This window comes from Streptomyces sp. LBL (assembly GCF_029893585.1).
Taxonomy (GTDB): domain Bacteria; phylum Actinomycetota; class Actinomycetes; order Streptomycetales; family Streptomycetaceae; genus Streptomyces.
This window is the reverse complement of sequence record NZ_JARXYX010000071.1, coordinates 1-6,220: the sequence shown is the minus strand read 5'-3', so window position 1 is coordinate 6,220 and position 6,220 is coordinate 1. Positions and strand designations below refer to the sequence as shown.

The following is a 6,220-nucleotide window of genomic DNA, read 5'->3' as shown; positions in this document are numbered from 1 at the left end:
CCTGTGCGCCGTCTCCAGATCCCACAGATCACCCTCCATCGCCTCCGGCCACTCACCACCAGCCAGCGCGGAGACCCACTCCAAGCCATGCGGCATGACGATGCTTTTACCCATGCTCAGCTGCCACCGACTGTCGCGCAGCAGAGCGGGGACGATGGTGCGACCGGACCGGAAAGCGGCACCACGTTGATCCGACGCGCCTCAATCGCCTGCTCGCGGACGTCGCGATACTGCGCCATTGACTCCTCAATGCGCTGATCGTATGGAGACAACATCCGGGCCTTCCTCAGCACCACGTTCAATAAGGGACCAGACTGCACCGCCACTTGACCCCAGCACCGACAATCCGACTGGATCATGGCCGCGCGTACACGGCGGTTTGCACTCACGTCCGCAACCACCCCGGGGCACCGGCTGCAACCACACGTGTGCGGGCTATGCAGGCCCCGGCGGAATCCGTGCCGGACGGGGCCGAGCGGGTCAGGGGGCGTGCCGTCGGCCCGGTCGGCATGGTGTACGGCGGGGACCCGTCCTACAGCAGATCCCCGGTCGGAACGGTCGACGTCCCGCCGGTCCTGTCGCTCGCCCCCCGTGCGCCGGACGGCATCGGGTCGAAGCCGGCGGGCCAGCTGTCCTCGCTGTCCGCCTCCGCGGCGGCGTCAACGGCCTCGCGCAGCACGTCGGACTCCACCGTCATGCTGACCGAGCCGGCGGCATTCAGGTAGATCACATGTCCCTCGGGAAGCTGGTCAAGCAGTTCGGGGACCTTGATCGGCTTGAAGGACAGACGGCCGGCCGCATGCAGTTGGTCGGGCGAGGTGAAGACCGGAACGACCACGGTTTCGTCATCCGGCCCCAGAGCGGACAACAGGCCTCCGCCCGGCGCGACATACACCGCCACCTCCGCCTGCGCCAGAGCCTGCGTCACCGCCTCCGCCGCACCGTAACCGGTCGCCGCCAGCTGCACCGCATCGTCGACCGGGTCGGTCGGGTCGGCCCAGCCCAGCGCCCGAGGCGAAGGCTTGTACTCCACGTTGTCCCGCCATTCGACGATCTCGCCGTCCAGGTCGGAACGCCACTGGCCGACGACAGCCCACGCCGGCGGCGTCCCCTCCCCGGGCCAGGTCGGGTCGATCAACCCAAGCCAGTGGTCGGGGGCCTGCCGCGCCGCCTCACGGACGTGGTCCGGGACCGGAGGCATCTCATCCATGCCCTCGCTGGGCTCGCCCCCCAGGGGCAACTCCTCCGTACCGGCCCCGGCTTCCTCCGTACCGGCCCTGGTTTCCGCTTCCGTGTCCGCAGAGACCGGCACCATGGGGATAACGGGATCAGCCTGCTGTGACGCGCCCTTCAGGTCCGACGTGCTGCTCATTTTTTCCTCATCGCCCAGCTATTGTCAGGCCGCGGTGGCCGTAGTTGGAACCATCAATCAACATCACGCGGGACGGGCATATGACGAGCCCGGATCAGAGCCGGATCAGGTGTCCGACGCCAAATTCCCGCTCGTTTCCTTCGCCGCTTCCTCAGTGGCCTCGAACCCCTTGATCATCTCAGCCAGGCGCTCGGTCGAATCATGCAGCGCCGCGCCCCCTTCCAGCCCGGCAGCCACGCACTGGTCGTGCGCCTTGCCATACTGCGCATAAAACTTCTTCCCGTTTTTGTCCTCCCCCCACGGCCGGGTGCCGTAAGACTCACTGGTAGTGAGAAGGTTATGGCCCGCCCGCTCCAACCGGTCAGCAAGTTCCTCGAGTTTACTGATCGCGGGCTTCATCTTGTCCGTGTCAACCCGGAACGGCTCATTCGACGACGACGACTGCTGCTGCTGCTGATCAGCCACGACCGTCACCTCCACCCCGCACGCCGGATCCGCGATCCACATATTCGCGTACCACATCAGGCAGACCCAAGTCGTCCGGCAGCAACGCGCTCGGATCGAAATTTCCCTTCAGGATATCAGCCATCGATATCCCTCCGGGCAGCCCGGGTATCCCGGGCCCCATCGCCTCTACTACCTTCTCCAACGCCTGGCCGCGGGCTTGTTCAATGGCAGTCATGATTGCCTTGGAGAGATCCTTGGGCGTCATGTTTTTATACGCGCCCGTCGGAAACTCCAACGCCGTCACCTGGCCCTGTGCGCCCACCGTGACCTTCACCGCCTGCCGGGGTGCCGTCGCCGTCGCCGAAACCTCATTGATCTGACGACGCGACTCGACCGCCTGGTCACGCTGCTCGCGATACTGCGCGAGCAAATCCTCGATCTGCTGGTCGTACGGAGACGACATCCCGGTCCTCCTCAACGCCACGTGTAATCGCTGCCCAACGGAACCGACTCAACCTGAGACGGCGGGTGCTGCCAAGCGGGTACGGCAGTCCATGGCCTCACGTACACACACCTCTGCCTGCATGCGCAGCCGTCGCCGCCGAACGGCCGGTCTCAGCCGAACGCGCCCGTGCCGCGCTGGCTGCCTCCCCAGACCTCCTCGCCCTGCCGCAGCAGGTCGGCGACGCTGGGCTTCTCTTCCTTTTCCCGCTCCTTGAGCTTGCCGTCGGCATCCGCGGCCGCCGACCTCTCCGAGGCACGGGCGGCCGACTCCGGTTCCGGGTCGGGATCGGCGAAAGAACATGTCAGATCCGCCGGTACGCTTCCGGAGGCCTTCGGCCGCCAGGCGGGCCGTGCAGGTTCGGCGCCGGCCCGGTCGGCGGCGACCGCCCCGGCTATCGCATACGCACCGGCTGCGACCGTGGTCGCAGCGGCCGCGTCCTGCCGGGCCCCCTCGGCCCCCGTGTCCTGGTCGCCACTCGTGCCGCGCCCGTGCGGCCCTAGCAGCGGGATGAGCGAGCCGACCGATGTGTCCCATGTCGTGGCGTCGTCGGCCACGGAAGTCGCGGAAGCCTGTGCGTGATGGGCCGACTCCTGCCGAGCGGGCACCGAGACCTCGGCGCCGCTGGGCGCTTCCACCTCGTAGGACGGCCGCTGGATTTCCTCCCCAACGTGGGGACCTGTCGCCTCGGAGACGCCATGCACCTGCGTCACGGGAACATGGTTGCCGGCCCGGGCCGGCTCACCAGCGGTTTCTGCCGACACGCTGGAGGCAGCAGCGGATTCTGCCGACGCGCTAGAGGCAAAGCCCTCGGCTGCGGTTCCTGCCGACACGCGGGAGGCAGAGTGCTCGGCCGTCGCCCGTTCGGGCTCCCCCCACACCGCCGGGGCGGCGGTTTCGGAGGACTCCTCGCTGTTACCACCAGAGCCCGCGGGCTCCTGACGGCTGCCACCGGAACCTGCGGTGGCACTCGCTGCCGCGGCTACGACGAACGGCATTCCCGCCATCATCCCGGCAACGAACCCGTCGGCAGCCGACGGACTCGTGTGCTGCGGAGCGGAGGGTTCCTGTTCGTCCGATCGCCACGAGAAGTGCTCAGCGGACGGACGGGCCTCGCCCGGGAGCCGCAGCTGCCCCTCGCCGCGCGGCGCACCGTGCGAGGCCCCCGGGGAGTTCTCCCCTGTCGGGGCAGACGCCCACGGTTCGGCCGTGCCGAACAGCAGGCCAGAGGCGTCGGAAGGCTCGTGATCGCGCTCGGAGGTACCCGACCCGGCACCCATGCCACTCATCGGCATCATCGGCATGCCCACCGCAGCCGGATTCGGCTCCGCCGACGCGGCCCCCTCGATGGGCGAACCGTCGGCCGCCGGCCCGTGCTGCGGCAGGTGCAGGCCAGGACCACCCGAGCCGACACCACCCACCACATCACCCGCGGAATCCAACGACGGCAAACCGCTCCACGGCGCCGCATCTCCCTGCAGCAAACCGGAAGCATCGGACGGCGCCCCCTCCGATCCACCACCCGCACCCATGCCACCCATACCACCCATGGGCATCATCGGCATACCGCCCATACCCGCAGAAGCCTGACCCGACTCACCCGACGGCGTCTGCCCAACCGGCACGCCTTCAAGTGGCGTTCCTTCAGCCTGCGCCGCCTCGATGGGCGAACCATCGGCCGCCGGCCCGTGCTGCGGCAGGTGCAGGCCAGGACCACCCGAGCCGACACCACCCACCACATCACCCGCGGAATCCAACGACGGCAAACCGCTCCACGGCGCCGCATCTCCCTGCAGCAAACCGGAAGCATCGGACGGCGCCCCCTCCGATCCACCACCCGCACCCATGCCACCCATACCACCCATGGGCATCATCGGCATACCGCCCATACCCGCAGCAGTCTGGGGACCAATGCCTGAACCGCCCACCCCGCCAAGGCCCGGGATGCCGGCCCCACCGACGCTCGTCCCTGGGTAGGACGAGATGCCCGTACCAGAGGCGCCGCGAAGGCCGGACCCCGCAGAGCTCCCAAGGCCGGAAAGGCCGGAACCCGGGTAGGAGGAGACACCGGAACCACTGAGGCCGCCAAGACCGGAACCACTGAGGCCGCCAAGACCGGACCCATTAGAGGATCCAAGGCCCGCACCCGGATAAGAGGCGATGGTCGAACCATCGGGGGCCGAAACCCCGGCTGTATCCAGTTCGGGCAGGCTCGCGCCTGAGTAGGAGGGGAGATTGGAGTTGCCGGAAGCGGGCAGGGAGGCGTCTCCGCTCCCTGGGGCGTCGAGGCCAAGGTCCCCGTTGTAGGGGGAAACATTCGCCTTACGCGACTGGGACGGGCTGTTGGCCAAGCTCCCGGGCACACCCGTGCCCGATACCGGGCCGGTAAAGGGCATGACAGTCGGCGGGCTTTCACTGAAGTTTCCCGTACCGGGATTGATGGCCGAATCCAAAGCGGGATCGAGTTGCCCGGGCGTGACAAGACCTCCCCCGGACTGGCCCAGCGACGCCATGCCGGGGTACTCGGAGGGAGTCTGATCCAGCCCGCTGAGCATTGTCGTCGGCGTGGTGTCCGGCTGAGAGGTCAGTGACGAATCCGGGAAGGGCGCGACGGACTTATAAGCGTTCGGCGGCAAACCTCCCGCCGAGGAGCCGTCCAGATTCCCCGAGTACGGGGATACCGTCGGAATATCGGACCCCTGGGGATTGCTGTACGGGGTTTCGTTGTACGGAGTACTACTGGAGGGGATATTGCTGTACGGGGGCGGAGCCATGCTGGTGGAGGGGATATTACCGTACGGTGACGGAGCCTCACCGGAGGGGATATCACTGTACGGCGACGGAGCCTCACTGAAAGGGATATCACTGTACTGGGGCAGATCCTTGCTGTACGACGGGTATTCGCTGTACGGAGGGCCACCGATGCTATAGGGATTGCTGCCGGCCGGCGGCGCAGCCGTCGGGTCGTCGGGCGGTACGGGCTCGACAACAGCGTTCTTGACCACCGTGTAGTGTTCCGCCAGACCGTAGAGCACCTGGCGCATGTCGTTGGCCATCATTTCCGGGATGGGCGGCGAGTCGTGCACGCTGATCAAACCGTTTGGCATCCTGGCATGAGGATTCATCTTCAGCGCCTGTTGCGCATACCAGTAATTGATGTCGTTGATCTTGGCTATCCCCTCCCGCAGATGCTGTGCGTTGTCCGCCAACTGCTGCGGGATGTTGTGATGACCGGTGATGCCTCCGGAGAGCGCTTCGGCCATGGTGGTCACCTGTTGGGAGAAGGACCCCATGGCGGTGTTGAAGGCCTGAGCCGCCTGTCCCTGCCACGGCCCCTTGTCACCTGCCAGTGCCTCGGACTGTTCCTTCAGGGACTGGGCGACATCCTCCAGCACCTTCTGGGTGTAGTAGAAGGCGTTGGCGGCTTCCTGAACGCTCTGCGGGTCGGAAATCGCAGCGGCGGTCTCGGTGTCCTTGGCATTGTCGAGGGCGGCACCACCGGTGACCGCCTGCATGATCTGCTTCCAGTCCCAGTCCTTATAGTCACCGGTAAGGTCGACGGGCCCATTATCGACATTTTTCTTTCCCTTGTCGCCCATGCCTCCACGCTCCCATCCACCCGACACTCGCTGACCGTGGTTCATCACGGTCAGCCGATCGTTCCGCCGCCCACCCGGCACTGAACCGCGTCGGGCCTCTGCCTAGCATCGTCCAGGACCCGAGATTCGTTCCGTATTGTCCACCCGCCAGAACAACGAAAGCATGGGGGAAGAACCTAGAGCCCGGGCAGCACATACCTCGGTTCCCTCGGCAGCATCTCCCCCTGATCCCTCACCCCAGCTTCCAGGCCACCCCTCGGCAGCATCTCCCCCTGATCCCTCACCCCAGCTTCCAGGCCA

Annotated in this window: 4 protein-coding genes; all 4 read right to left on the bottom strand. The window is 66.8% G+C overall.

Translation table 11 applies throughout. The features are described from left to right. Positions 1-532: 532 nt before the first annotated feature. A complete protein-coding gene (locus tag M2271_RS42140) occupies positions 533-1,372 on the bottom strand; it encodes a type VII secretion system-associated protein (protein WP_280892771.1) in 840 nt (279 codons plus the stop codon). A 105-nt stretch (positions 1,373-1,477) separates the two neighbouring features. Then, positions 1,478-1,837, bottom strand: coding sequence for a hypothetical protein (locus M2271_RS42135; protein ID WP_280892770.1), 360 nt, complete (start codon positions 1,835-1,837; stop codon positions 1,478-1,480). Continuing rightward, a complete protein-coding gene (locus tag M2271_RS42130) occupies positions 1,830-2,282 on the bottom strand; it encodes a YbaB/EbfC family nucleoid-associated protein (protein ID WP_280892769.1) in 453 nt (150 codons plus the stop codon). The genes M2271_RS42135 and M2271_RS42130 overlap by 8 nt, the downstream gene beginning before the upstream one ends. Positions 2,283-2,434: 152 nt before the next feature. Further along, on the bottom strand, positions 2,435-5,920 hold the full coding sequence (locus tag M2271_RS42125; RefSeq protein ID WP_280892768.1) for a WXG100 family type VII secretion target: 3,486 nt from the start codon (positions 5,918-5,920) through the stop codon (positions 2,435-2,437). Between the last annotated feature and the right edge of the window lie 300 nt (positions 5,921-6,220).